28 protein-coding genes and 1 rRNA gene are annotated in these 25844 nt (G+C 64.3%); 14 read left to right on the top strand and 15 right to left on the bottom strand.

Going from position 1 to position 25844, the window contains the following annotated elements:
* Positions 1 to 11 precede the first annotated feature (11 nt).
* On the bottom strand, positions 12 to 470 hold the full coding sequence (locus ACI48I_RS15200; RefSeq protein ID WP_193685574.1) for a DUF4399 domain-containing protein: 459 nt from the start codon (positions 468 to 470) through the stop codon (positions 12 to 14).
* A gap of 119 nt (positions 471 to 589) precedes the next feature.
* Here ACI48I_RS15200 and ACI48I_RS15195 point away from each other — a divergent pair, with 119 nt between their 5' ends.
* On the top strand, positions 590 to 1657 hold the full coding sequence (locus ACI48I_RS15195; RefSeq protein WP_498574650.1) for a formylglycine-generating enzyme family protein: 1068 nt from the start codon (positions 590 to 592) through the stop codon (positions 1655 to 1657).
* Between the two features lie 6 nt (positions 1658 to 1663).
* Here ACI48I_RS15195 and ACI48I_RS15190 read toward each other — a convergent pair whose 3' ends face one another.
* Positions 1664 to 3709, bottom strand: a complete 2046-nt coding sequence (locus ACI48I_RS15190) for a serine/threonine protein kinase (RefSeq protein ID WP_498574649.1) — start codon at positions 3707 to 3709, stop codon at positions 1664 to 1666.
* A gap of 340 nt (positions 3710 to 4049) precedes the next feature.
* Here ACI48I_RS15190 and ACI48I_RS15185 point away from each other — a divergent pair, with 340 nt between their 5' ends.
* The 12 genes from ACI48I_RS15185 to ACI48I_RS15130 all read left to right on the top strand — a co-directional run bounded on the left by ACI48I_RS15185 (position 4050) and on the right by ACI48I_RS15130 (position 9171).
* On the top strand, positions 4050 to 4328 hold the full coding sequence (locus tag ACI48I_RS15185; RefSeq protein ID WP_193685571.1) for a hypothetical protein: 279 nt from the start codon (positions 4050 to 4052) through the stop codon (positions 4326 to 4328).
* 46 nt (positions 4329 to 4374) lie between these two features.
* Positions 4375 to 4650 (top strand): hypothetical protein, encoded by a 276-nt coding sequence (locus ACI48I_RS15180; RefSeq protein ID WP_193685570.1) that lies wholly within the window; start codon positions 4375 to 4377, stop codon positions 4648 to 4650.
* A 15-nt stretch (positions 4651 to 4665) separates the two neighbouring features.
* Positions 4666 to 4917 (top strand): hypothetical protein, encoded by a 252-nt coding sequence (locus ACI48I_RS15175; protein ID WP_193685569.1) that lies wholly within the window; start codon positions 4666 to 4668, stop codon positions 4915 to 4917.
* A 76-nt stretch (positions 4918 to 4993) separates the two neighbouring features.
* Positions 4994 to 5182: a hypothetical protein gene (locus tag ACI48I_RS15170; RefSeq protein ID WP_193685568.1), complete on the top strand. Its 189-nt coding sequence runs from the start codon at positions 4994 to 4996 to the stop codon at positions 5180 to 5182.
* A gap of 599 nt (positions 5183 to 5781) precedes the next feature.
* Complete coding sequence (locus ACI48I_RS15165) at positions 5782 to 5961, top strand: hypothetical protein (RefSeq protein ID WP_193685567.1); 180 nt, start codon at positions 5782 to 5784, stop codon at positions 5959 to 5961.
* 145 nt (positions 5962 to 6106) lie between these two features.
* On the top strand, positions 6107 to 6421 hold the full coding sequence (locus ACI48I_RS15160) for an EthD family reductase (protein WP_498574648.1): 315 nt from the start codon (positions 6107 to 6109) through the stop codon (positions 6419 to 6421).
* A gap of 382 nt (positions 6422 to 6803) precedes the next feature.
* Complete coding sequence (locus tag ACI48I_RS15155) at positions 6804 to 7082, top strand: hypothetical protein (RefSeq protein ID WP_193685565.1); 279 nt, start codon at positions 6804 to 6806, stop codon at positions 7080 to 7082.
* A gap of 46 nt (positions 7083 to 7128) precedes the next feature.
* The gene (locus ACI48I_RS15150; protein WP_498574647.1) at positions 7129 to 7404 is read left to right on the top strand and encodes a hypothetical protein; all 276 of its coding nucleotides are present in this window, start codon (positions 7129 to 7131) and stop codon (positions 7402 to 7404) included.
* A gap of 63 nt (positions 7405 to 7467) precedes the next feature.
* Positions 7468 to 7719 carry a hypothetical protein gene (locus ACI48I_RS15145; RefSeq protein ID WP_498574646.1) on the top strand — a complete coding sequence of 84 codons (252 nt, stop codon included), beginning with the start codon at positions 7468 to 7470 and terminating at the stop codon, positions 7717 to 7719.
* A gap of 48 nt (positions 7720 to 7767) precedes the next feature.
* A complete protein-coding gene (locus ACI48I_RS15140) occupies positions 7768 to 8046 on the top strand; it encodes a hypothetical protein (protein WP_498574645.1) in 279 nt (92 codons plus the stop codon).
* Positions 8047 to 8111: 65 nt separating this feature from the next.
* A complete protein-coding gene (locus ACI48I_RS15135) occupies positions 8112 to 8393 on the top strand; it encodes a hypothetical protein (RefSeq protein ID WP_193685561.1) in 282 nt (93 codons plus the stop codon).
* A 19-nt stretch (positions 8394 to 8412) separates the two neighbouring features.
* Complete coding sequence (locus ACI48I_RS15130; RefSeq protein WP_498574644.1) at positions 8413 to 9171, top strand: PP2C family protein-serine/threonine phosphatase; 759 nt, start codon at positions 8413 to 8415, stop codon at positions 9169 to 9171.
* Here the strand turns inward: ACI48I_RS15130 and ACI48I_RS15125 are convergent.
* From ACI48I_RS15125 to ACI48I_RS15085, 9 genes are all read right to left on the bottom strand, one after another.
* The gene (locus ACI48I_RS15125; RefSeq protein WP_193685559.1) at positions 9168 to 10463 is read right to left on the bottom strand and encodes a sigma-54 interaction domain-containing protein; all 1296 of its coding nucleotides are present in this window, start codon (positions 10461 to 10463) and stop codon (positions 9168 to 9170) included. The genes ACI48I_RS15130 and ACI48I_RS15125 overlap by 4 nt on opposite strands.
* On the bottom strand, positions 10460 to 13522 hold the full coding sequence (locus ACI48I_RS15120) for a peptidase domain-containing ABC transporter (protein ID WP_193685558.1): 3063 nt from the start codon (positions 13520 to 13522) through the stop codon (positions 10460 to 10462). Before ACI48I_RS15120 ends, ACI48I_RS15125 begins: the two co-directional genes overlap by 4 nt.
* A gap of 61 nt (positions 13523 to 13583) precedes the next feature.
* Positions 13584 to 14345 (bottom strand): peptidylprolyl isomerase, encoded by a 762-nt coding sequence (locus ACI48I_RS15115; protein ID WP_193685557.1) that lies wholly within the window; start codon positions 14343 to 14345, stop codon positions 13584 to 13586.
* A 279-nt stretch (positions 14346 to 14624) separates the two neighbouring features.
* On the bottom strand, positions 14625 to 14840 hold the full coding sequence (locus ACI48I_RS15110; protein WP_193685556.1) for a hypothetical protein: 216 nt from the start codon (positions 14838 to 14840) through the stop codon (positions 14625 to 14627).
* A 205-nt stretch (positions 14841 to 15045) separates the two neighbouring features.
* Positions 15046 to 15375, bottom strand: coding sequence for an OmpA family protein (locus ACI48I_RS15105; RefSeq protein WP_227496760.1), 330 nt, complete (start codon positions 15373 to 15375; stop codon positions 15046 to 15048).
* 107 nt (positions 15376 to 15482) lie between these two features.
* Positions 15483 to 16022, bottom strand: a complete 540-nt coding sequence (locus ACI48I_RS15100) for a hypothetical protein (RefSeq protein WP_498574643.1) — start codon at positions 16020 to 16022, stop codon at positions 15483 to 15485.
* 70 nt (positions 16023 to 16092) lie between these two features.
* The gene (locus ACI48I_RS15095) at positions 16093 to 17694 is read right to left on the bottom strand and encodes a methyl-accepting chemotaxis protein (protein WP_498574642.1); all 1602 of its coding nucleotides are present in this window, start codon (positions 17692 to 17694) and stop codon (positions 16093 to 16095) included.
* Between the two features lie 226 nt (positions 17695 to 17920).
* Positions 17921 to 20152: an OsmC domain/YcaO domain-containing protein gene (locus ACI48I_RS15090; RefSeq protein WP_498574641.1), complete on the bottom strand. Its 2232-nt coding sequence runs from the start codon at positions 20150 to 20152 to the stop codon at positions 17921 to 17923.
* A 100-nt stretch (positions 20153 to 20252) separates the two neighbouring features.
* Positions 20253 to 22385, bottom strand: a complete 2133-nt coding sequence (locus ACI48I_RS15085; RefSeq protein WP_498574640.1) for an FUSC family protein — start codon at positions 22383 to 22385, stop codon at positions 20253 to 20255.
* 214 nt (positions 22386 to 22599) lie between these two features.
* On the opposite strand from ACI48I_RS15085, the gene udk reads away from it, so the two are divergent.
* Complete coding sequence (gene udk, locus ACI48I_RS15080) at positions 22600 to 23241, top strand: uridine kinase (protein WP_498574639.1); 642 nt, start codon at positions 22600 to 22602, stop codon at positions 23239 to 23241.
* Between the two features lie 47 nt (positions 23242 to 23288).
* Here udk and ACI48I_RS15075 read toward each other — a convergent pair whose 3' ends face one another.
* From ACI48I_RS15075 to rrf, 4 genes are all read right to left on the bottom strand, one after another.
* The gene (locus ACI48I_RS15075) at positions 23289 to 23678 is read right to left on the bottom strand and encodes a hypothetical protein (RefSeq protein WP_193685550.1); all 390 of its coding nucleotides are present in this window, start codon (positions 23676 to 23678) and stop codon (positions 23289 to 23291) included.
* Positions 23679 to 23927: 249 nt separating this feature from the next.
* Positions 23928 to 24707, bottom strand: a complete 780-nt coding sequence (locus ACI48I_RS15070) for a molybdopterin-binding protein (protein WP_227496443.1) — start codon at positions 24705 to 24707, stop codon at positions 23928 to 23930.
* Complete coding sequence (locus ACI48I_RS15065) at positions 24704 to 25594, bottom strand: cytochrome b/b6 domain-containing protein (RefSeq protein ID WP_193685549.1); 891 nt, start codon at positions 25592 to 25594, stop codon at positions 24704 to 24706. Before ACI48I_RS15065 ends, ACI48I_RS15070 begins: the two co-directional genes overlap by 4 nt.
* Positions 25595 to 25760: 166 nt before the next feature.
* Positions 25761 to 25844 (bottom strand): 5S ribosomal RNA (rrf, locus tag ACI48I_RS15060); the annotation flags it as partial.

Raw genomic sequence — 25844 nt, 5'->3', positions numbered from 1 at the left:
GCTCCCTTGGGCTAGCGAACCGTGACAGTGATCTTCTTCGACACCACGGGCGGCTTGTGCGGCACGTGGTTCATGTCCCCGAGCAGCAATTGCAAGGTGTGGGTGCCGGGCGGCAGCTCGATCCTGGCCTCGGTCTCGCCGGCGCCGAAATGCAGGTGGTTGCGGTCGTTGGGAATCGGTTCCGTCATCGACGGCAGTTCAGTGTCGATCAACAGGTGGTGATGGCCCGTATTCGGCAGCGCCGTCCCTTTCGGTGCGACGCCCATGTTGCGCAGTCCCATCCGTACCCAGAACTTGCCGCCGCTTATCACCGTGCCCTCATGTGGCCAGATGAAATAGACTTGGGCGCTGCGTGGATCGGCGGCCGGTTTCGCAGTGGTCTCCGCCGCAGGCAAGGCAGTGCCGGATCCTGCGGCAAACGACTGCAGGACTGCCGCCAACAGCGCGGCGAGGACCAGGGTGTGGCGCATGATGTATCACTCCAGCCGGGTTGGTACGGAGGCGCGCTTCTATACTGCTAAATCTGGCACACTCTCAGTCAGACCGCAAGTCAAATCCTATCAAACGCAGTCCGACCGAGGAGCCGTTCATGTGGCATAAGCCGTTGATGGTTTGCGTACTGGCCGGCCCCGCTCTCTCATGTTTTGCCCATGCGCAGGAGCGCGCGGCTGAAACGAGACCTTCCGGGATCGTTCCGCGAGCGAGTCCCGAACAGTTCGAACTCGCATTCTGGAACTCGGTGAAGGACAGCGTCCACCCTGCCGATTACGAGGCCTACCTGAAGGCGTATCCGAAGGGACGCTTCGCGGCCCTGGCACAGGCCCGGATATCCCGGCTGCGCGCGGCGGCCCCGGCCGCGGCCGCCGCGCCGCCCCCGGCACAGGCGGCGCCGGCCAGGCCGGCGCCCCCGCCAACGGCCGCGCCCGTCATCACGAAAGGCGGCGCGGAAATCAGGGATTGCCCATACTGCCCGGTCCTGGTCTCGCTCCCGCCCGCTTCCTACACGATGGGAAACAATGCCAGCGACCCAAGCGAGAAGCCGGCGCACCCGGTCGCAATCACTACGCCGTTTGCGATCGGCAAATACGAAGTGACCGTCCAACAATGGAATGCCTGCGTCAGCGGCGGTGGCTGCCCGAAGGTCGCGCAGCCGGCGAATACCGGCCCGGCCGCGCCCATGCGCGACCTCAGCTGGGACGACGCGCAGCAGTATGTCAAATGGCTGGCTGCCGCCACCGGCAAGCCCTACCGCCTGCCGTCCGAGGCCGAGTGGGAATACGCGGCCAGGGGCGGCACCGACACGCCCTATTGGTGGGGCGCGCAGATGGCGACCGGGAAAGCGAACTGCAAGGAGTGCGGCCCACCCTGGAGCAGCGATGCGCCGGCGAACGTGGGTAGCTTCGCCGCCAACCCCTGGGGCCTGCACGACACCAGCGGCAGTGTCTGGGAATGGGTGAGCGACTGCTGGCACAACAACTTCAAGGACGCGCCAGCGAATGGCAGGACATGGGAGGAGCCGAATTGCACGGTGCGCGTCATCCGCGGCGGATCGTGGCGCGAAGGCGCGCCCTACATGGTCGTCTCGACACGTTTCAAGTATGACGCCAGCGTGCGTCAACTGCAGAATGGTTTTCGGGTTGCACGCAGTCTCCAATAAAGCTGGCTAGCGCCCCTGGGACTTGATGGTGATGGGCAAAAACTCGACCCCGATCCTGCCGGCGCCGCCATGTGAACGGACCTGCTCGAGGTTGGCCGCAAGCTCTGCGAGGTAGTCCGCGCGTGGCTCCGACTCGCGCCGCAGCGTTGGGAAAAGCGGCTTCGGCGTCGTCAGCAGCACCACGACCAGTTCGGTCCCGGCCGACTTGCCGACGATCCAGTCGCCTGGCTTGCCGATCGTCTCGACATGGTTCGGCGGCGCCTTGTTGTCGAGCGCGAGCGCATTCGGCAGCAGGTGGATGACCTTGCCGTCGGCCAGATAGGCATCGACGGTCACGAAGGATTCGGCGTTCGGGCTGGTGATATCGACCATCAGCGAATCGCCTTCGGCCAATATCGCGGCGGCACCGGCTTGCGCGCCCGCCAGGCGCAGCGCGCCCCCGGACTGCCGCGACGCAGTCCAGTGCGGGGCCAATGCCGAGATCACCGGGCAGCTGGCGGGGTCGATCTGGCGTACCGACAGGCTTACCGCGGCCACGCCAGGCAGCGCCGCCAGGGCATCCTTGATCCCGGCGGGGCCCGTAGCTTTCGACACGAAGCCCTGGACCTCGACCGTATCGCCGCGCGTCGCGGCAGCCAGGGCCGAGCACGGAATGCCAGCCAGCGCAGCGGCCAGGGCCGCCGGTGTCGGCGGCGGGCGTGCGGGCGCCTCCGGCTGCACTGCGGGGACGGCCGGCGCCGCTGCCGGCGAGGCCGCGGTTGCGGCCGGGGGACGCGCCTCCCTCCCGAGGGTGAGCCAGGCTGCCACCCCCAGCGCACCGAGTGCAAGCATGCCTGCGCCGGCAGCAGCCGCCACGCCGTAGCGCGACTTCACGCTGCCGGCGCTGAACTCGTCAAGGAAGCGCATTACCGTCGGCGTGCGCGCCTCGCGCTCGAGTGCAAGGCCACAGCGCAGAGCCTGCCATTGTGCCCGGCCCAGGCTCGCAGGGCGCTGGGGCTTCATGCCGGCGCCGCGCGCCTGCGCCGAGGACAGCCGGTTGAACGGATGATGCCCGGTCAGCAGTTCATAGGTGATGCAGGCCAGTGCATAGATGTCGTCGCGTGGATCGGGTTCGCGCTGCTCGAGCATCTCGGGGCTGGCGTAGGCCGGCGTCAGCGCGCCGAGGCTGCCCGGATCGAACACGGTGACGTCGACGTCTTCTTCGGTCTTCTGGAATACGCGCGCGATCCCGAAATCGATGACTTTCACGATGCCGGCGTCGGTCAGGATCACGTTACCGGGCTTGAAGTCGCAATGGACGAAGCCACGCCCATGCGCATACGCCAGCGCACTGCCCATGCCGGTGACGATGGGCAGCACATCCGCATACGGCATGCCGCTGAATCCCGGTGCCCGTAGCACCTGGCTCAGCGGCTTTCCCTGCAGGTATTCCATGGTGAGATAGACCATCGGCCCGTCGCGGTCGAAATCGTAGACCGACACGATGTTCGGATGGGCCAGCGCCTGTGCCTTCCTCGCTTCGCGCTGCAGGGCGATGAGCGACTTCGGATGGCCGCGGAACTGGACGTTGAGCACTTTGATGGCGATATACGGCTTGCGGTCGGAGGCCTCGAGCTTGCGCAGGTCGAGCGCCTTGTAGACGGTACCCATGCCGCCGAACCCGATGCACTCTTCGAGCACGAAACGGCCGTTCAGCGTTTCGCCGACGCCCTTCATCCGCTCGGGCTCAGCATCGTTCGGGGCTTCCCGTGCGGGCCCCGCTGCCGCCGGCGGGTCTTGCTCGGCAGCGTGTGCGCCGGGCTGGGTCTGGACGAAGGTATCGTCCCCGCCCAGGCGCTGGCGCGCTGCGATCAGCCCGCCGATGCGCTGCTGTACCTGGGTATAGACCTCGCTCGGGAGCGGCTTGCGCGCGTGTTCCTGGCTCAGGAGTTCGAGCAGGCGGGCGCCGCTTTCCGGAGCGCTTGCCAGCACCCGGTCGAGCTGTGCGAAAAACTCGGGCCGCTGCAAAGCACCACTCTGCAACTGATGAATCGCGTTAGCGAAACTGTCCATGATGTGATTGTCTGAATCAGAGGCCGCTAGCTTTGAGACTAGCATGAATTGGCAGACGATCAAGCCTTTGTGGCAGCGAATCGGAGCGCGTCGGGATCCGTGTAGGGCGGCACCCGACACCGGGCCGAAATCTGTTGGGTCGGACCGTGCTCGCGGCCTGCCGGAATTCATCCGGGCGCGCGCCCGGCCTCCTGATGCTCCCGAATAAAATCGTTTCGATTCAATGGCTTGCGCCAGATCTGCCGGCGCCGGAAGCACCTGGCACGCCTTTCGCTATATGTCCATTGAGCGCAAACCAAATGCCTCACTCCAAACCACTTACCACTTCAGGAGAATCACCATGAAAAGCTTGATCATCACCGACCTGGCCCGCACCGAACAACTCGACCGCAGCGCCATGGCGCAAGTCCGCGGCGGCTTCAAGATGGGCATGCCCGGCTATTCGTATGGCGACGTGAACTATGCCCCGAGCTTCGACTCGTCGATCACGGCGACCCAGAACCTGGCGCAGATGCAGGAAGTGGTGACCGCCACCGCCAACGGCTCGGCCTTCCTGGACGGCGTCAACGTCGACAGCCATGTTTCGCAGGACGGCAACAACAAGATCGTGCGTCGTTGAATACCACCTACACCATTCCCGCATACACATCCCAAGGAGCATTACCATGAAAACCCTGACCATCACCGACCTGGCCCGTACCGAACAACTCGACCGCAGCGCCATGGCGCATGTGCGCGGCGGCTTCAAGATGGGCACGCCCGGCTACAGCTACGGCGACCTCAACTACGCGCCCAGCGTCGATTCCTCGATCAGCGCCACCCAGAACCTGTTCCAGCAGCAGAGCGTGGCCACGCTGACGGCCAACGGCTCGGCCTTTGTCGGTGGCGTAAACGTGCACAGCGACGTCCACCAGGACGGCGAAAACAAGATCATCGGCTAAGGCAAGGGGAATATCATGTCTACCATCGCAGTCAGGGACCTCGCCCACGCCGGCGAACTGGACAGCCGTTCAATGGCACGCGTGCACGGCGGCAGCGCCTTCGGCAAGGATGTCAATGTGAACGTCAACGTCAACCAGCAGATCGGCCAGTTCCAGCAGATCGGTATCAACGTCCTCAACAATAACGGCGTGATCGGCGCCGGCTTCAAGGGACCGGACGTCGATGTGGCCGCCGCGCTGTGGGCCCGGAACACGGTCGAACTCTGACCGGGGCGCGCAGCATTTTGCACCCCCATCCCAGCAATGGGATGGGGGCCGTTAACATGCAAGTCAAGGAGATACCATGGCCAGCATCGTCATCAAGGATTTACCGGAAAGTACCGAACTCGACCGCCAGGCAATGCATGCGATCGCCGGCGGCGCACGCTTTCGCGCCAGCGGCGGCGTCCCACGGCCAGTCGTGCGCAAGATCCGCCTGTACGACCCGGCGCCCGGCGCCAGGCGGACCGGGGCAAGCCCGCCGGTGCGCTGAGCTCCTGCGCTGCACACCGAACCGTCCGGCCACAAGCCGGACGTTTTTTTTTGGCGCTGTTTGCGTTAAATGTGGAATCTTCTTGAACGGCTGAGGTCCGAGTGAGACTTCACCCGTGAGGAGCTTGGCATGCAAGCACGCAAGTTCGAGCACTTCCTGAAGAACCTGGCCGGGCTGACCCGGCGCCGGCACGAACGTTTGCCCGGCCTGTTGCTGCCAACGATCAAGCGCGCGGCTGGCGGCAGCCGTTTCGCGGGGTTGCCAGCCGTTACCTCGGCAACTATCCCGGCTGGCGCTGGGCGCTCGACGGCGCCCGCGTCAAGATGCCGGAGGCTTTGCTGCGGGTGGGAATCGGCATATTCCACACTTAATGCGAACAGCGCCTTTTTTTTCGTCCGTATCGCCACGCCACGGTGCCGGTTCGCAGCCAACACCGTGCAGGCACACTGTTGGCCGCGGTCCGGCAGTTTGCCTTGCATCGGCGCCGAAACCCTCCTTTGCGCCCTGGCCGTGTGCTGGCACGCCGCGTGCTCTAACAAGCTTGTGAGCAAGCAGAAAGCTCCCGACCTTTTCGAAACCAGCCACGCAAGGGGACCATCATGAACATGCACAAGCACATGGAAGCCATTTTCATCGTCACGCTCGTCGTCGTCAGCACCGCTACCTTCGCATTCGACAGCCTGCGGGAAGCCGAGACCTCGCAATCGGCTTCGGCCACCGCGGCACGCGAGGTTCGGACCGTCGTCGTCCGCGCGCCTGCGCCGGCGCAGCGTGCATGAGAACCGGGCGGCGGCGCCGCGCGCCGCCGCCTGCAGTCGCCTCGGCCCGCAGCGGCCCTGGACGCAATATCGCGCTTGCAAAACGCCTGACATCGGCGCACGATGGGTTCGTATACTCGAGTCAAACCCGAAGAGGAGACGGACAATGATCAAGGTCAGCGTGATGTACCCGAACGGCCCGGACGCCCATTTCGACGCAGTCTACTACTGCGAGCGCCACATGCCCATGGTGAAGACCCTGATGGGAGAGCATTGCAAGTACTACACAGTCGACCGGGCGGCCGCCGCCGGTGCCCCCATGTCGAACACGCCGTATATCGCCATGGGGCACCTGTTCTGCGATTCCATCGACGCCTTCCACGCCGGCTTCGGGCCGCACAGCGAGGAAATCATGGCCGACATTCCCAACTACACGAACCAGACGCCGGTGATCCAGATGAGCGAGGTGCTGGTCGGCTAAGCGCGCCCGGTCGCCGGCGTTCGCCAGCCGCCCCTGATGCCAGTCAGTTATGCTGACTGGCATTTTCTTTTTCTGGACACAGGCCAGCCCGGACGCAGGTCGCGCTTCCGGACCCATGCTTCACCCCAGCGGTTTTCCTGACCTGTCGGGCCCTGGCACACACCCCCTTGAAACATGTTGGTTACGGACCGTCAGTCGCTCCTCCCGTGCTGCCGGCAATTCACCTGACCCATCAGGCTTTCTTACAAAACTCCCTGCAAATTCAATTACTTAGCTTCACCTAAACCGATTGGTGCGGGCCTGGCACGCCTTTCGCTATATGTCCATTGAGCGCAAACCAAATGCCTCACTCCAAACCACTTACCACTTCAGGAGAATCACCATGAAAAGCTTGATCATCACCGACCTGGCCCGCACCGAACAACTCGACCGCAGCGCCATGGCGCACGTCCGCGGCGGCTTCAAGATGGGCATGCCCGGCTATTCGTATGGCGACGTGAACTATGCCCCGAGCTTCGACTCGTCGATCACGGCGACCCAGAACCTGGCGCAGATGCAGGAAGTGGTGACCGCCACCGCCAACGGCTCGGCCTTCCTGGACGGCGTCAATGTCGACAGCCATGTTTCGCAGGACGGCAACAACAAGATCGTGCGTCGTTGAATACCACCTACACCATTCCCGCATACACATCCCAAGGAGCATTACCATGAAAACCCTGACCATCACCGACCTGGCCCGTACCGAACAACTCGACCGCAGCGCCATGGCGCATGTGCGCGGCGGCTTCAAGATGGGCACGCCCGGCTACAGCTACGGCGACCTCAACTACGCGCCCAGCGTCGACTCCTCGATCAGCGCCACCCAGAACCTGTTCCAGCAGCAGAGCGTGGCCACGCTGACGGCCAACGGCTCGGCCTTCGTCGGTGGCGTGAACGTGCACAGCAACGTCCACCAGGACGGCGAAAACAAGATCATCGGCTAAACGGCGCGGCTGCGCGGCGAGTCTCTTGCCGCGCAACGTCCCCACCCTTCCAGGAGCAATACCATGTCATCCATCCTCATCCACGACCTGGCGCACAAGGCCGCGCTGGACAAGCGGGCCATGTCGCCCGTCCACGGCGGCCATGCCTTCGGCCCCGGCGTCAACGTCAATGTCGCCGTCAACCAGCAGATTGGCCAGTTCCAGCAGATCGGTATCAACGTCCTCAACAATAACGGCGTGATCGGGGCCGGCTTCAGTGCCCCGGACCTGAACCTGGCAGCCGCCCTCCGCGCCGAAAACAGGTCCGTGTTCTGAACACGGCTTCATACAAACCCAGCCCCCAGACAATTCAGGAGAATCGCCATGAACACCTTGACCATCACCGACCTGGCCCGCAGCGAACGACTCGATCGCCCGACCATGGCAGCCGTGCGCGGCGGCTGGAAAATGGGCGCGCCGGCCTATTCGCTCGGCGACCTCAACTACAGGCCGAGTGCAGACAACTCGATCAGTGCCACCCAGAACCTGATGCAAATGCAGGACGTCCTGACCGCGACCGCCAACGGCGCTGCCTTCGTCGAGGGCCTGCACGTAGACAGCGACGCCACGCAGCGCGGACAGAACACCATCGTGCGGCGCTGACCGGCCCGATTTGGTCTACACTGGGGACAGCTTCCGCTCTCCCCCATTCAACACGGAGATGCATCATGGCCAGCATTACCATCGGCGACCTGACGAACAGCGCTCCCCTCGACCGCCAGGCGATGGCGGCGATTCGCGGGGCGGGCGCACCCTGGGTGTTCGGCTGGATCAGACCCTTCGTCAACGCATCGCCCACCCAGTTCCCGGTCATTAACTTTTACCAGATTAATAATTTCGCCGACCAGATGATCAACCAGTTCCAGTCGGTGTCGGTCAACAATTCCGGTGCGAATTCGACGCTGAACGTGAGCGTCGACGAAAGCGGACTGAACAAGGCGTTCCTGTAGGACGAACCTGGACAATGCGATGGGCCTTGACACCGAATTGCGCTGGACCTGCGCCGCGCGCACGGATATCGGGCTGGTACGTAGCCGCAACGAGGACGCGTATCTTGCCCAGCCGCAGCGTGGCTTGTGGGCCGTGGCGGACGGCATGGGTGGCCACGCCTTCGGGGACTTCGCCAGCCGCGCCGTGGTCGACGCACTCGCCGGGCTGCCCGTGCATGCCACCCTGGCCGAACTCATCGAGTTCGCACGCGCACGCCTGAACGAGGCGAACGACAGCTTGCGGCAAGAGGCGCGCGCGCGCCACGTACCGGTGATCGGCAGCACGGTCGCCGCCCTGCTGGCCGTCGGGGACGAGGCCGCATGCCTGTGGGCCGGCGACAGCCGCATCTACCTGTTTCGCCACGGCCGCCTGCAGCAACTCACGCGCGACCACAGCCAGTTCGAGGCGCTCAGGGCGCGTGGCGCCGAGATGGCGCAAGCGGCGGCCAGCCCCAACATGATCACGCGCGCGGTCGGCGCAGCCGACACGGTCGCATTCGATGTGACGACCCTGGCCGCGCGCGATGGCGACATTTTTCTCCTGTGCAGTGACGGCCTCAGCACCCCGGTCGAGGAAGCGGCGATCGCGGCGGCGCTGGCGCCCGGCGACTGCGAGCGCGCCGCGCAAGACCTGGTCGCCCAGGCACTCGCCAATGGCGGGCGCGACAACATTACAGTGGTGGTGGCCAGGGCCGACGACCTTTCGGGGGACAAGACGATCGTCAACCCGGCCCTCTAACCCTGCTTGCGGAAATCCTTCGAGTGCAGGCCATGCTTCTTGAGCAGGATTTGCAGATGCGAGCGGTTCATTTCCCAGCGCCGGGCGAGCTCGGCCACGTTGCCGCCGACTTCCTGCAAGCCGCGCTCCAGGCAGCCGCGCTCCGCCTCGTCGCTCGCGACCCGCTTCGCTTCGGCCATCGACAGGGCAGCGGCCGGTACCGCCGCCGCCGACTGCGGCAGCGCATTGACGGGTCGGATGTCTTCTGGCAGATGCGACAGGTCGCCCGTCTCGCCCGCCAGGCAGGAGATACGGTACATGATGTTGCGCAGTTCCCGAATATTGCCCGGATATCCGTAACGCAGCAGGAAGTCGCGCAGGCGCGGCGTTAATGCCACTGGCGCGCGTCCCAGCGCCTCCGCCGATTCGTCGCCGTAATACGCGATCAGCAGCGGTATCTCGTCCTTGCGCTCGCGCAGCGGCGGCAGCGTCACGTGGATCACGCTGAGCCGGTAGAACAGGTCTTCGCGAAAGCTCCCCTGTTCGATCAGCTTGCGCAGGTTCTTGTTGGTGGCGGCGACGATGCGCGCGTCCACCGAGATCGTTTCGTCGGAGCCGACGCGCTGGATTTCGTGCGACTGCAGCACGCGCAGCAGTTTTACCTGGCCCGGCAGCGGCAATTCGCCGATCTCATCGAGGAAGATGGTGCCCTTGTGCGCGGATTCGAACTTGCCCTTGCGGTCGTTCGCGGCGCCGGTGAAGGCGCCCTTCTTGTGCCCGAAGAGTTCCGATTCGAGCAGGCTGTCCGGGATGGCGCCGCAGTTGACCGAGATATACGGCTTGTCGGCGCGCGAGCCGTTGGCGTGGATGACTTTCGCCATCAGCTCCTTGCCGGTGCCGCTCTCGCCGTCGACCAGCACCGGCAAATCCGTCGGCGCCGCCTTCTCCGCGATCTCGAGGGCGTCGAGCAGCTTCGGGTTGTCGCCGAAGGTACCCTCGAACACGAAGCTGCGCGCCAGCAGCGCCCGGCGCCGCTCACCATGCGAGGGTTCGAGCCGCAAAGGTTCGGGCGCGGTCCCGTCCGCGGCGTCGGTGCGCCGTTCGCCGCCCAGTGCCTGCACGAAGCGCTCCTTGTGCGACAGCCCCATGACTTCGTCGCGCAAGGTATTCGCCTGGCGCAGCAGTTTCTCGACATCGGGACGCTCGATGCGGGTGGCCCAGCGCAGGGTCGAGCGCATGATCTCGATCTTTTCCAGCAGGCCGGCATACGACATCGCCGAGCCGCGCTCGCCACCGGGGTTATACAGCTTCATGCTGCCCCCAATTGCTTCTGTACCAGTTCGTAATACATGCCGCGCCGCGCCAGCAGCTCCTCATGGCGCCCCTGCTCGACGATCTTGCCTTCGTACAGCACCACGATTTTATCCGCCCGCATGATCGTGCTGAGCCGGTGGGCGATGATGACGGCCGTGCGGCCCGCCAGGATCGCTTCCATGTTGGCCATGATATTACTCTCGGACTGGGTGTCGAGCGCCGAGGTCGCTTCATCGAAGACCAGCAGGCGTGGATCGTGGTACAGCGCGCGCGCAATGCACAGCCGCTGCACCTGGCCGCCCGAGAGGCCGACGCCGCGCTCGCCCACCACCTGCTCGTAACCGAGCGGCATCTTGCTGATGAAGGCGTGCGCGTCCGCCATCTTCGCCACTTCCTCGATGCGGCGCCGGTCCGGGCTGTCGTCGCCGCTGGCGATGTTCTCGGCGATGGTCCCGGAAAACAGTAGATTGCTCTGCATGACATAGCCGACCTGGGCCCGGTAATAATCCTTGTCGATCGCGCTCATCTCGTAACCGTCGACGACGATTTTCCCGTCGGTTGGTGGATAAAAGCCGACCAGCAGTTTCGCCAGCGTCGTCTTGCCCGAGCCGCTGCGCCCGACGATCGCCACCAGCTCGCCGGGCTTGATGTCGATGCTGATGTCTTCCAGCACCCAGGGGGTGTCCTCGCCGCCGTAGCGGAAATACATGCGCTCGAGTTTCAGCTCGCCCTGCAGGTCGGGCAGTACCACCCGCGAGGCGAGGTCGCCCGGCTTCTGCTCCGGCTCGATGTCGAGCACGTCCCCGAGGCGCTCCATGGCGACGGTGGCGTCCGCCATCCGGCTCCACAGGCCGACCAGGCCCATCAGCGGTCCCAGCACGCTGCCCATCAGGGCATTGAAGGCCATCAATTGGCCGATGGTCAGCTCGCGCGCCAGAACCAGGCTGGCGCCGGCCCAGAGGATGACGATCGTGGTGGCCGAGTTCAAGACCTGGCTGGCGAGCCCGACCAGGATGTTGAAGGACTGGGCGCGGTACTGCATTTCCAGCGCCTTGACGTATTTCCGCTCCCATTTCAGGCGCACCGGCCGTTCGCTGCCCATCCCCTTCACCGTTTCGATGCCGCCCAGCGCTTCCATCAGGAAGGACTGGGCGTCGGTCGAGGCGTTGAACACCTCGCGCGCATAGTCCTTGATGCGCGGGGTCACCAGTACGGTCAGCGCGATGATGGGAATCACGAAGCCGATCAGCAGCAGGGTCAGCTTCACGTTGTAGAGGAACAGGATCGTAAAATAGATAAACACCATCAGCAGGTTCAGCAGCGTCGTCACCGTCGACTCGGTGAGAAAGGCGCGGATCGTCTGGTTTTCCGAGAAGCGCGCGAGGATGTCGCCCGTCTTGCGCTTGGCGAAGAAGGAATACGGCAAGGACATCGTGTGCTTGAAGAACTGCGCCATCATCGAAAAATCGAGGTTGCGCACCATGTAGTTCGACAGGTAGGCGCGCAGCGTCGACATGACCTGGCTGAACACGGTGGAAATGACCAGCCCCAGGATCAGCAAGTGCAGCAGGCCGATGTTCTGGTGCACGAGCACGCCGTCGAGGATGTTCTGGATGATCATCGGCGGCACGATGCCCAGCATCTGGATCACGAAGGTGGCCAGGAACAATTGCACCAGGATTTTTTTATACGGCTGCAGATAGCTGACGAAGCGTAGCCAGGGCGAGCGCGCCGTCTCCAGTTTCACCAGGTCCTGGCCCGGCGTGAACACGAGGCAGGTCCCGCTCCACCCGCGTTCGAACTCCTCGACCTTCATCTTGCGGAAACCCACCGCCGGGTCCGCGACCCAGACCTGGTCGGGCGCAACGCCGTAGACGATGACGTAGTGGTAGCCCTCCCAGTGCACGATGAAGGGCAGCTCGAAGCCGAGCAGCGCGTCGAAGGTGCATTGGACCCCGCGCGCCCCGAATCCCAGGGCTTCGCCGGCGCGGGCCAGGCTGTCGAGCGTCGCGCCCTGCGTGGTGACGTTCGCCAGTTCGCGCAGTTTGCCGAGCGTCATGTTGATGCCATAGTGGCGGCAGAGCATCGCCAGGCAAGCGGCGCCGCAATCCATCTCTTCGGCCTGCTCTACCAGGGCGAAGCGCTTGATGATTTTCTCGCCCGCCTTCGCCTGTGAAGCGAGGTCGAGCACGACGGGACGTTTGCGCCGTTCGGCCAGCCGTTTCTGGCGCTGCAGTTCGCGTTCAAAAAAGCGCACCCGTTCCTCGATCACTTCGCGGAACTTCGCGTTGCGTTCGAGGATGAAATGGGCCGCCTTTTCCGGGATCACGAGTAGCACGGCCTCGCTCGCCGCCAGCACCGAAGCCGGCTGTTCCTGTCGCATCAGGCAGGCCTTCTCGCCGAAAATCTCGCCCGCCCCCAGCGTGGCCAGCACATATTCGTCGTCGGCATCGTGGACCACGACGCGTACCTGACCCTGGCGCACGACATAGAGGCGACGGTCGTCGCGCGCATTCTGTTTGAGGATTTCCTTGCCGGCGCCGACGCGCTTGACGCCGACGCTGCGCACGAATTCTTCGAGCTCAGGCTTGTCCACCTTGCCGCGCAGGTCGAACAGGCGCGCGACCAGGCCGCCCGCCGAGCTGATCGCCACATAGTTGTTGATGAACTCCAGCGAAGCCGCATTCCGGGCAAGCAAAGGCTCGAAGGCGGCGCGCGGGATGAACCACAGCTGGGTCTTCAGCGCGGCCCGGGCAGACAGTTCATGCCTGGTGGGACGCAGCATGGCGACCTCGGCGAAGACTTCGCCAGCCTTGCGTACCCCCATGCTGATTTCCTTGCCATGCTCCTCGGCGAACACGCGCACCGATCCGGACTTGATGACATACAGGCCGTCGGCGGAATCGCCGGCGCTGCAGATGCTGTCGCCAAAGGCATACGAGCGCGTCTCGACCGCGCTTGCGAGCTGTTCCAGTTCGTCTGGCGCGAATGCGGACAGGATTTCGACAGACGCAAGGAACTCGCTCGATTCCTGGCGTTGTTGCGTTGATGCTTCCATGTTCTCCCCTACCGGACCCGCCGGGCGAGCTGCGTCTCAGGCGGGGAGCGTGGCCGGCACCTTAGCGCGCCGGACAGGCTTCAATGATGTGCTCCTGTGCCCGCGCCGCCAGCCATTCCTCGCGCAGCAGGCGGCGTACCTCGACCGCGGTTTCCTGGTCGAGGACGGCGGGATGCTTTGCGTTCACCACGTAGATTTCCCAGAGCGTGCGGTCCGCCGACGGAAACGGTCCCAGCAGCTCACCGGCCGCAGCATTGAAGACGCGGGCCTCGAGGTCAGGCCTGAGCGAACCGCGCAAGACCTTGCCGATCACTCCGCCGTTCTCGCGCGCCTCACCGACCGAATATTCGGCCACCATCTCGGCAAAGCTGTCGGGATCGTCCGTCAGGGCGGACATCATTTCCCTCGCCTTGCCTTCCGAATCGAGCACGATATGGCTGATCTCGACGCTGTCGAACCGGGGAGAATTGAGCTTGAAATACTGTTCGACGGCCGCGTCGCTGCACACCTGCGCCATCATTCTTTCGTGGTAAAGGCCGTCGGTGACGAAGTCTTCGAACTCGTCCAGGCTGATGCCGAGCGCGTCGAGATAGTGGTTCATGTCGGCTGCCCGGTGCAGGCCCTGGATGCGGCGGAACTGGTCGGCACGTTCCTGGATCTCTTCGGGAGGCAAGGGCGCTACCTGCTTCCTGGCCGCCAGCACAGTCAGCTTCTCGCGCACCAGTTGCTCGACCAGCCCTTCGAACTGTCCGGTGAGTTTCAATGTTCGGATGAAGTAGTCGGTGTCGATGACCTCATCGTCGATGCGCACAATGCCAGCCATGGGTTCTCCTCGAGCTCGTTTCGTTCCGCGCAGCGAAGCAACAGCACCCGCGCTGCGTGTTTATTTGGCGCAGTGAGACGAGACCGCGCCCGCTTTGCGGCACCATTCTTATTGTTTTAGCAGGCGGAACCGCCAAATACAATGTCGCCGCTTTCCATGTATGGGACTTCGATGCGTGGGATTTGTTCCATTACATGCCAGGTGCGGGCGCCAGGCAGCTGACGCGTCCGCCGGGCGGGCGCGCCAGCGAGGGCGGCGCCGGCGCGCAGGCACCCCGGCTCAGACGACCCTGACACCGATATCGCCCTTGAAGATGGCCATGTCGAGTTGAAAATCGTCGACGACCCCGCCGGGCCGGCCATCGACCAGCACGGAAATGGCCCGGCCGCCCTGCACGCGCTGCATTTCCTCGCGCGTCAGCGAACGCGCGGCACTGCTGCCCTCGCCCGCGCTTGCGCGCGTGATTGCCAGGTCCTGGATGACTAAGGTTTTCATGATCGTGCTCCTCGATGTGGTGAATGGGAATGAGCTCGTCGTCGCGCTCACCACTCACCTTGCATGGAGCGTGCCAGGCACGCGGCGAGGCGAGCGGGCCGCCGCCAAAGCCGAAGTGTCGTACCTGGACCAACAGGTGCGGAAACCTGGTTGGGCGCGGCCCGACTCTCCCTCACTCGGAACCCGCCATGCTGCGCCCTGCATCCTATTGTTGCCGCGCGAGATTGACGATGGTCACCCGCCGGTTTTCCGGCGCGACCGGATTGGCGCGGTTCATCAGCTCGGTGTCGCCCTTGCCGATGGCCTCGAGCCGTCCATCCTGGATGTGTTTGTGGCTCACCAGGTATCGGCGCACCGATTCGGCCCGCAGCTGGGACAGCTGCAGGTTCTTTTCCGGATTCCCGCGCGGGTCGGCGTGGCCCTGGATCGAAAAGCGGAAATCGGCCAGCTTGGGCGACTGCAGCGCTTCGCCGACCACGTCGAGCGCGCGTCGCGCCTGGCCCGTCAGGGCCGCCGAATTGGTGTCGAAGGTGATCAGCAGCGATGCCCTGGTCGCCCCCGCCGGCGCCGCCGGTGCCGTCCCCTATGTCCGACAGGGTGAGCATTCTGGTCCGGGCGCGACACCGGGCGCGTCGACGGAGACTACTCCGCCGCGTCCAGAAAGAAAATTGCATACGCCTTCGCCGGCGCCTGCTCGGTCGGCTTCTCGACCTGCAGCTGGGCGCAGTCTTCCGCCACCAGGCTGCGCCAGTTGCGCATGCCGGCGTTGGCGAACAGGGGATTCGCCTTGGCGCCCAGGCTGATGTCCAGCGCCAGGCGGGCATTACGCGGGCCGGCCTTGTCGTAGCTGACGCCCCTCAATTCGATCCCGAACGCAGCCAGCCACGGCTCCCACAGGCCGGATTCGGTGCCGAGCACGATGCGCCCGAGCATGTCATCGAGCGACACGCCCTTTTTGACCACGCCGCGCAACAGTTCCAGCGATGGCGCGAAGCGCGCGTCCGTGCTTTGCTTGCCTGGGCCGCGGTCGGCGATCGCTTTCAGCTCCTTCGAGAAGGTGGCGTCGCGCTCGGTGTAGTCGCGGACCCGGTCGTAGAACCCGGCGTCGATGAAGGGATTGTCTGGCCGCCCGGCGGGCACGCGCTCGGGTTTGCTCGCTGGAGGCTGTTTTTTGTTCGTCATGGCTTCTGAAACGTCGATGTAAGGGCCGGAGTTTATCACTGTCGGCCTCACAAGGAGCACGGCGGCATGCTCATCCCTGAACAGGAGCCAGCGCCAGCCGGCGCGCCACGCCCGGCGCACCCGTCAGCGCCTGGCCGGTGCGAAACACGCTCACTGCCTGGGCAAGCCGCACGGCCTGATCCTGCATCGCTTCGGCGGCGGCTGCGGCTTCTTCGACCAGGGCGGCGTTTTGCTGGGTGACCTGGTCCATCTGCATGACGGCTGCGTTGATCTGTTCGATACCGGCGGTCTGCTCGGTACTGGCCGAGCTGATCTCGCCCATGATGTCGGTGACGCGCTGCACGCTGGTGACGATGTCGCGCATCGTCGTCCCGGCCTGCTCGACGAGTTCGCCGCCGGCATGGGCGCGCTGCACCGAGTCCTCGATCAGCGCCTTGATTTCCCTGGCGGCGGCAGCGGAGCGCTGGGCCAGGTTGCGCACTTCCGACGCGACGACCGCGAAGCCGCGCCCGTGTTCCCCGGCGCGCGCCGCTTCCACGGCCGCGTTCAGGGCAAGGATGTTGGTCTGGAAAGCGATGCCGTCGATGACGCTCGTGATGTCGGCGATCTTGCGCGAAGCGTCATTGATCTCCACCATCGTGCCCACCACCTTGCCGATGACCTGCCCGCCGCGCTCCGCCACGCTGGAAGCCGCCACGGCAAGGGTGTTCGCCTGGCGCGCATTGTCGGCGTTGTTCTTCACCGTCGAGGCCAGCTCTTCCATCGATGCTGCCGTTTCCTCGAGCGAACTTGCCTGCTGCTCGGTCCGCGCCGACAGGTCCTGGTTCCCGGCCGCAATCTGCTGCGAGGCCGTGGCGATCGTGTCGGTTCCGCCCCGCACCTGGGTCACGATGCTAGAGAGGCTGGCGTTCATCTTCTGCAGGGCGCCCAGCAACTGGCCGATTTCGTCATTCGACTCCACACGGACCGATTGGGTCAGGTCGCCGGCGGCGACGCTGCGCGCCAGCCGCAGCGCTTCACCGATGGAACGGCTGAGGCCCCGGATCAGGAGCCAGGCGATGGCCGAACCGACGAGCACACCGGCCGCGGTCAGCACGATCGACAGCGTTCGCGCACGCGCATAGCGCTCCAGTGCCAGGTCATATTCCTGTTTCGCGACGTCCAGCTGCAACTGGATCAGTGCCTGCATGTTTTTTTGGGCCGGCAGGAACAGCGGGTTCAAGCGGCCTTTCACCAGCTCTTTCGCCCCATCGACCTCATGCCCGCGCAAGGCCGCCAGGGTCGGTTTCAAGCCCTGCTCGACGAAAACGGTCCGGCTGTCGATGAACACCTGGGCCAGGACCTTTTCCTCATCGGTCAGGTAAGTCGCCTTGTAGTCCGACCAGATCGCGGAAATCTGCCTGATCCGGCCCTCGACCTCGGCAACCGTCGCGTCGGCATCCGCCTCGCCCGCCAGGACGGCGCGCGCCAGGGCGTTCTGGTTTTGTTGCATCAAGGAGAGGATATTGCCGAGTTGGGCAAGGACCACGACACGATCGTTGTAGACCGTACCGAGGGCGGCATTGGCGGCGCTCTGGTTGGCGAGACCGACCGCCCCCACGACCATCGCCACGGCGCTCAGGATGGCGGTGAGCAGGACAAGGCGCAGTTTGATGCTGAGGTTCTTGAACATGATGGAGTCGACATAAAATGGTTGATTTCCATCAAGCAATAACGGTGCCATGCGATAGTGCGCGCCGACGGCGCATCCAATCCACCCGATGTGCCTTCACCGTGCTTGCACGCACCGCCATGGTGCCCGGCTTCGCCCCAGGACAGTGCGCCTGGTCGCCGCGAGCCGCTTAGGACAAAAAAAAGCCCTGAAAATCAGGGCTTCGGTCCGTCTGTCGCGGCGAGGACTAGGCTCGCATCGACACTGCGCCCGCCGCGGAGGACGCGGCGGCCGCCTCGGCCCGCGCCTTGTGGAGTTTCTTGTAGCTGTCGATCAGGCGATGATGCCTGTCCAGCCCCTCCAGCTTCATGCTCGTCGGCGTCAGCCCGAAGAAGCGCACGCTGCCGTCCACCGAGCCCAGGGCCGCATCCATGCGGGCATCGCCATACATGCGGCGGAAATTGGCCACGTAATCGCTCAGCTCCAGCTCGTCGTCGAGCACCACTTCCAGCACCACGTTCAGCGCCTGGTAGAACAGCTTGCGCTCCAGGCTGTTGTCGTTGTACTGCAGGAAGGCGCCGACCAGGTCGTGGGCTGCCTCGAACTCGTTCAGGGCGAGGTTGATCAGCAGCCGCAGTTCGAGCACGGTCAATTGGCCCCAGTCCGTGTTTTCGTCGAACTCGATGCCGATCAGGCTGGCGATGTCGGAGTATTCGTCCAGCTCGTTGTTTTCCAGGCGCTCGAGCAGCGCCTCGAGGGCGTCGTCATCCAGGCGATGCAGGTTCAGGATGTCTTCGCGGAACAGCAAGGCTTTATTCGTGTTATCCCAGATGAGGTCTTCGACCGGGTAGATTTCCGAGTAGCCGGGCACCAGGATGCGGCAGGCGACGGCCCCCAGCTCGTCATACACGGCCGTGTAGACCTCCTTGCCCATGTCCGCGAGAATGCCGAGCAGGGTCGCGGCTTCCTGCACGTTCGAGTCCTTGCCCTCGCCCGAGAAATCCCATTCGACGAAATCGTAGTCCGATTTCGCGCTGAAGAAGCGCCACGACACCACGCCGCTGGAATCGATGAAGTGCTCGACGAAGTTATAGGGCTCGGTGACGGCTTCGCTGGCAAAGGTCGGCTGGGGCAGATCGTTCAGGCCTTCGAAACTGCGCCCCTGCAGCAATTCCGTGAGGCTGCGTTCCAGCGCCACTTCGAAGCTCGGGTGCGCGCCGAAGGAGGCGAAGACGCCGCCGGTGCGCGGGTTCATCAGGGTAACGCACATGACCGGATACTGGCCGCCCAGCGAGGCGTCCTTGACCAGCACCGGGAAGCCCTGCTCTTCCAGGCCCGCGATGCCGGCCAGGATGCCGGGGTATTTCGCCAGCACTTCCTGGGGCACGTCCGGCAAGGCGAGTTCGCCTTCCAGAATTTCGCGTTTCACCGCCCGTTCGAAAATCTCGGACAGGCATTGCACCTGCGCTTCGGCCAGCGTATTCCCGGCACTCATGCCATTGCTGGCATACAGGTTTTCGATCAGGCTGACCGGGAAATACACCGTTTCGCCGTCCGAATGACGCACATAAGGCAGAGAAACGATGCCGCGCTCCACATTGCCGGAATTGGTGTCGAACAGGTGCGAGCCACGCAGTTCGCCGTCCGGATCGTAGATGCCGCGGGTGTAATCATCGAGAATCCCGCCTGGGACCGCATCCTTGCGGCCGGGCTTGAACCAGCGCTCGCTCGGATAATGGACGAAGTCCGCCCTGGCGATGTCTTCGCCCCAGAAGGCGCCCGCATAGAAGTGATTGCAGTTCAGGCGCTCGATATATTCGCCCAGGGCCGAAGCCAGCGCGCTTTCCTTGGTCGCCCCTTTGCCGTTCGTAAAACACATCGGCGAATGCGCGTCGCGGATGTGCAGCGACCAGACATTCGGGACGATATTGCGCCAGGAAGCGATCTCGATCTTGATGCCCCAGCTGGCCAGCTTGCCCGACATGTTCGCAATGGTCTGCTCCAGCGGCAGGTCCTTGCCGGGAATATAGGTGCGCGCTTCGGCATCGGGCGACAAGGTCAGCAAGGCCTGCGCATCGGCGTCCAGGTTGGCCACTTCCTCGATCACGAATTGCGGCCCTTCCTGCACCACTTTCTTCACGGTGCAGCGCTCGATCGAGCGCAGGATGCCCTGGCGGTCCTTGTCCGAGATATCCGCCGGCAGCTCGACCTGGATCTTGAAGATCTGCGCGTAGCGGTTTTCGGGGTCGACGATATTGTTCTGCGAGAGGCGGATGTTTTCGGTCGGGATATTCCGGGTATTGCAGTACAACTTGACGAAATAGGCCGCGCACAAGGCCGACGAGGCCAGGAAATAATCGAAGGGGCCCGGCGCCGAGCCGTCGCCCTTGTAGCGGATCGGCTGGTCGGCGATCACCGTGAAGTCGTCAAACCTGGCTTCGAGGCGCAGTTTGTCGAGAAAGTTGACTTTGATTTCCATAGAGAATTCCTGGGGTGCTGAAAACGACGAATCCAGCATTATCCGTGGTTTCAGCCGTTCATCCTAAGCAAATTCGACCCAGGCAAACCTGGCCCCGGGCTCAGTTCCGCGCCAGGACGTCGCCGATCGCAGCCTTGCTGAGCGCCACTTGCGCAGCATCCTGTTGCAGCAGCCGCAGGCGGCGCTGCAGGGGCGCCCAGCCCGGCCACTCGGCGATCCAGGTGGTGCGCCCTTCCGGCGACGCCGGCGCGGCCACCGGCGCCGCGCCCAGGCTGGCGCTGACCTTGGCGAACATGCGCTCGAGCGCGGCTTCGACCTCGGCCGACGGCAGCTTCTCGGCATAGCGCTGCAACAGCAGGCGCAGCGCGGCCATGTGGGCGACCAGCAGGTAGTTCTGTACCGTAAAACGGTTGAGTTCGTCCGGGGCGCGCTGCTTGTCCGCCGGTTCGTCTAGCATGCGCCCCAAAGCGGCGCTGAGCGTGGCGAGGCTGTCCATGAAGCGCTTGCGGCTGACGCGGTAGTGGACATCGTCGGCGGTGCGCTTCAGGAGCAGGTCGGCGGCCGCATCGAGGTATTTGCGGTTGGCGTCGAGCACCGCGTCGACCAGCCGCGGCAGGTTCTGGTACTCCCAGCTCGGCAGCACGTAGCTGAAGAAGGTGGCGATCACGGTGCCGAGCAGCGTGTCCAGCAGGCGCTCGCTGATGCCGCTGCCGCCATGCGGCACCGTCAGGCCGATCAGCAACAGCGCCTGCACGCTGGCGGCGACCGCCGTGTAGCGGTATTTAATGGAGAGGAAGGCCGGCGCCGCGGCGGTGGCGACGAACAGGAAACCGATCAAGATCGCCGGCGTGTGCACGAAATGCAGGATCACGGCGGTAATCATGCAGCCGATCAGCGTGCCGATCAGGCGGTCGGCGCGGCGCTGCTTGGTCAGGCTGAAGCTGGGTTTGAGGATCACGGCGATCGTCAGCGCGGTCCAGTAGCCATGCGAGCTCCATGGCAGCCAGCGCGAGGACACGAGCCCGACCGAAATCGCCATCGCCACCCGCAGCGCGAAGCGGAACACCGGCGAGCCCCAGCGCAGGTTGGCCAGCAGGATGCCGATGTTGTAGCGCTGCTGGGTGAGGAAAGGCGTCATGTCCGTATGGGGCACCAGGGGCAGTGCCCGCTCGGACGATGCGCGCGCCTGGCTGGCGGCGTGCAGCCGCGCGATCATGTCGATCACGTCGCGGATCTTGTTGACGGTCGCCCGCAGCGCCGCCTGCGCATCGAAATCTTCGCCCTCCCCCGACGGCAAGTCCTGCAGCACGGCGTCGAGCGCGCGCAGTTCGTCCCGGTAATCGGTCGTGGCGCGCGAGGGCTCGTTGCGCGTCATCGCATACGCCACCGCCTCGATGTCGCGCGCCGCCTTGCCGATCAGGTCGCCCAGCAACGGCAAGATGGGGCCGCTCGCGAAATGCTGGCGCAGGATGGCGTAATCGGTGTGCGTCGACAGGACCAGTTCGTACAGGTCGAACATGGCGTAATGGACCTGCACCAGGATCGCCTCGTCGGGCGCCGGCTTGCCGCGCAGGATCAGGTCGCGCGAGGCCTGTTGCCGCTCGGCCAGCACGCTTTGCTCGCGGACCAGCTTTTCCATCTGTTGGGGCAGGCTCTTGGTGACGTCGTAGCAGGCCGCCTTCATATTCGTGTACACCGCCAGTTCGTACAGTGCCTCGGCCAGCACCTGCTGCTTGAGGCGGCGCTGCAATATCCACACGACGGCCATCGCGTACGCCATGTAGGCGGCACCGCCGGCGAAAAACAGCGCGCCATGGCGCAGCGCCTGCAGCGGCGTGGACGGCGCCTCGCTCGACAGCATCATCACGAACAGCGCCGCGAACTGCAGCGGCATCGCCTTCCTGCCGTAGACCACCATCATGCTGGACAGGAAGGACACCAGCACGATGACGGTGAACAGCAGCCACTCCACCTGCGACGACAGGCTGACCAGCAGCGCCACCACCGAGCACAGCAGCACGCCGGCCATCATTTCGTTGAACTTGTGGCGCAGGGGACTGGGCATGTCCATCAGGCTGGTGCACAGGGCGCCCATGGCCACGGCGATGGCGGTCGGGAGGTCGGCGATCGCGTAGGTGATGAAAGTCAGGCCGACGATGCCGGTGGCGATGCGCAGGCCGGTGTAGAAATAGTGACTGAAGAGAAAGGTACGGGGAGCGAGGGCATAGTGCATGGGGTGGGACGCTCGCTTTCCTGGCAGGTTGATGCGGGAGGGAATGATGGGTTAATTATAACGTCGCCAAGGGGCGTCCTGCAGCCGTGTTAGCCCCGGGGCAAGGCAGGGGTCGTCGGCTGCCCGGAGCCCGCCCGCAAACTTCGTTGCCGAACACTGTATTCTGGACCAGGCGGCCCTGTCGGTTCGGCCGCCGCTCCGGTATCATTCGGGGATGAATGAGATTTCCTTCCAACCGTTTGTGATTGGTGTCGCCGGCGGCAGCGGCAGCGGCAAGTCCACGGTGTCCCAGCAAGTGCTGGCTTCCTTCGGCGCCGATGTGGTCTCGGTGGTGATGCAGGACGATTACTACCGCGACCAGTCCGACCTCACCCCGGAAGTGCGCCGCAGGCAGAACTACGACCATCCCCAGGCCTTCGACTGGCCCCTGCTGGTCCAGCACGTCCAGGCCCTGCGCAATGGCGAGGCGATCGAGATGCCGGAGTACGACTTCACGATCGACAACCGCTCCAACAAAACCATCCCGGTCAAGCCGGCCCCGGTCATCGTGATCGAAGGCCTGTTCGCCTTGTATGACGCCGACTTGCGCAACATGATGTCGCTGAAGATCTTTGTCGACACCGCCCCGGACGTGCGCTTCATCCGCCGCATGCAAAGGGATATCAACGAGCGCGGGCGCACGGTGGAGAGCATCGTCAATCAGTATCTGGAAACGGTACGCCCGATGCACAAGCAGTTCATCGAGCCGACCAAGCGCCATGCCGACGTCATTTTGCCGCACGGCGCGAATGGCCCGGCGATCGATGTCATTACCACCAAGGTGGCGAGCGTCATCGGGCAGTTGAAGCGGCCCTGATCCAAGCCGGTCTGCCGCTTCGGGTTGCGCATCCAGCCTGGACTGCTTCAGTTTTCCGGTGCATCCACGATCAGCTCGGGCCGCAAGGCGCGAATCCGGATTTCGGTGAAATAGCCGCCAGCCTCGTTATACCGCAGGTAGTGCCGGTGACAGTCCAGGCAGCGTACGACGGCGCAGCGGTTGTACGGATAGAAGCGCATGGCGATCGGGGCAGTTGCGCTCTCGTAGCGTGTCCCGGCCGGGTGGTACTCCGCAAACGTCGGTTCGTCGTAGGGATCGTCGAACAGGAAGCCCACCTCCTCCAGGCGTACGGCTTCCAGCGTCAGCGGCAATGCACGCCATGCTGCGAGCGATTCCTTGTTGCAGCTGCAGGGCATCGTTACCGTAGCCGATGCTTCGGCCAGACCCACCAATGTTTCGATATCGATTCTTTGCATCGTTGACCCGTCAGTTTGCTGGACTCCATTGTAAGCGAACGGACTTGCCGCGGTTCGACCCTCCTCATTCCTGGTGGCCTGGTTGCATGATTGCTATTTTTCCCGGTTTCGTTAGCGTCCGGTTTTTTTGTTGGCTTGAATTTCCGCGTTGGTTAGTTACATTTCTTGGTGAAGTAGTCCATGCATTCCTCGACCGGCCCATGAATGTTCGAACTGACCCGGCCGCAGCAAGGCGCCAGGAAGCGATGGCTAGATTCCCGCGTACCACTCGTACCCGCGGTCTTCCCAATAGCCGCCCTTGCCGCCGCGGACCTGGTCCAGCCGCTCCACCACATCGATTCGCATCAGGTACTTGGCCTGCTTGTAGCCGAGCTGGCGCTCGACGCGCAGCCGCAGCGGCGCCCCATTCTTCACCGGCAGCGGCTCGTCGTTGAGCCCATAGGCGAGGATCGTCTGCGGATGGCCGGCCTCGACCAGGTCGATGCTTTCGTAATAGGTCGACCCGGGCGCCTGCAGATCCGAGCCATCCATCGGGTCGGCGCAATGAAACACGACGTAGCGCGCCGCCGGCAGCGGCCCCGCGCGCAACAGCAGCTGCCGCAGCGGGACACCGGTCCACTTCCCTATCACGCTCCAGCCCTCGACGCAGTCATGGCGGGTGATCTGCGTGCGCGACGGCATCCCCCGCAGGTCGGCCAGGCTGTATTGCGCCGGGTGCGCGACCAGCCCGCCGACCCGCAGCCGCCAACTGGCGAACCCGTCGGCCAGCAGTTGCCGGTACAGGCCGCTGTCGGGCATCGCGGTGCCGTTACTGCGGAACACGTCGGCGATGTCGTCTTCGGTAAATTCCTGCGCCATGGCGTCCACCCCGGTCAGCAGCGCCTGGGCGCGCTGGCTCAGGAACTGGGCCTTGCGCAGCATGCCGTTCAATTCGTCATTGCCTGCCAGGCGATCGCAGCCGGCCAGCACGCCCGGCAGCGCCGCGCCGGCGGCCAGCCGCAGGAAGCGCCGCCGCGCAGGCATGATCATGGCGCCCTCCCCTTCCGCTCGCCTGCGTGTTCCTCCTCCGGCAAACGGTAATAGCCCGTGATCATCGAGCGCAGGTTGTTCCACAGCCCGGTCACGATCACCTCGAACACGTGCACGACGACAAAGGCGAGCAGCAAGCACGCCGCCAGGAAATGCAGCGTGCGCGCCGACTGCCGCCCGCCGAGGAGGTCGACCCAGCCGCCGAACAGGGCGTCGAGCCGCGGCGACATGCCGAGGCCGGCCAGCACGATCAGCGGCAGCAGCACGAATATCACGCCAAGGTAAGTCAGGTTCTGCAGCACGTTGTAGCGTTTGGCGGCCTCGCCGGCCGGATGGCGAAACAGCAGGTGGTCCTTGAGCGAGCCGCCGATCCCGCGCAGCTCGGTTTTGCTCGGCACCAGGTCACGCCGCAGGTGGCCGCTGAAGACCGTGTATCCCACGTACGCAATCCCGTTGAGCACGAATATCCAGGCGAAGAAGAGGTGCCAGTTGCGCGCCGTCGCCAGGTATTGCGGACCCGGGATCGTGGCCCAGGAGGGGAACGCGCGCTCGCTCGGTTGCGCCTCGCCCGCGACGTGCGACGCCCCCAGTACGCCGTCCGTATTGAAGACGCGCTTACCGATCCGTGTGACGCCCTGCGGTTCGCCATCGGGGCCAGGCCGGGCAGTGATCGACAGTAGAGGAGCGTCGAAGTCGGAAGCCTTGCCCCAGTACAGACGCGGATGGGCGTTGAAGATGCCGAGCCCGCTCATCAGCATCAGGAAAAAGCTGACGACGTTAATCCAGTGCATGATGCGGATCGGCAGCCGGTGCCGGTAAAACAGCCGGCGCTCGCCTGCCGTGGCTGCGGCCGCGCCCGGTATTGTCTGCGGGTGGAAACGATGCATGGCTTGTCTCCGAAAACCTGGTGTCCTGCGATCGTTCGACCGCCGGGAGCAAGGAAGGTTGCTGGAGCGATCAGGATTGTATTGGACCCGAGCCTGCGGCGGTTTCCATACGACAGACGAAAAAAAACCCGCTCAGATCACTGAGCGGGTTTTTTCTTTATAACTAGCCTGACGATAACCTACTTTCACACTGGTTGCAGCACTATCATCGGCGCAAAGTCGTTTCACGGTCCTGTTCGGGATGGGAAGG

It is taken from the genome of Massilia sp. LXY-5 (assembly GCF_059801075.1).
This window is presented reverse-complemented; position numbering and strand designations above follow the sequence as displayed.